The sequence below is a fragment of the Pauljensenia sp. UMB3104 genome (genome assembly GCF_030217285.1).
Classification (GTDB): domain Bacteria; phylum Actinomycetota; class Actinomycetes; order Actinomycetales; family Actinomycetaceae; genus Pauljensenia.
The window spans coordinates 1-496 of the sequence record NZ_JASONN010000068.1 but is presented as its reverse complement, the minus strand read 5'-3'; the positions used below and the strand labels follow the sequence as shown (position 1 = coordinate 496).

Sequence of the window (496 nt, the reverse complement as noted above, 5' to 3'; positions counted from 1 at the left end):
ACAGCACGCCCTCAACACCAAAGGATGGATGTGGTAAAAAATGGATCAGCTATTTCAGCACATTAGCCCCATTGATTTTTCCGCGCTCGCGGGCATCCTAGGCACATTCGTGGTATCTGTGATCACACGCGCGCACTGGTCACAAAACACTAAACGCCTGGTAGCCCTGGGCGTGTACGTGCTACTCGCGGCGGCAACCTTCGTGTTTATTAAGTATCCGGCGTTTTACCAGTTCGCGATCATGAACCTGGGCGTGGTCGCTGGGGCCGGGCAGATCGCCTACACGATCCTGAAACCTACGGGTTTGATGGATTGGGTGCGCGATATTACTTCCCCGCCTGCTGGTAGGCACCGCGCCCCCACCAAGACCGGCGAGGGGAAGGAGGAGTGAGCTTTTGAGCGGGTTTATTGATGCTCTTGCCACCCTCGGCGGGTTCGGAGGTTTCGCAGCTTTCATCACAGCAATCGCGGGAGTGGTAAAAATCAAACGCGTCGA

General features: G+C 55.8%; 1 protein-coding gene. It reads left to right on the top strand.

Features of this window, described 5'->3' with window-relative positions; genetic code table 11:
* Nucleotides 1–40: 40 nt before the first annotated feature.
* Nucleotides 41–391, top strand: a complete 351-nt coding sequence (locus QP415_RS10785; protein ID WP_070454417.1) for a hypothetical protein — start codon at nucleotides 41–43, stop codon at nucleotides 389–391.
* Nucleotides 392–496: the final 105 nt, after the last annotated feature.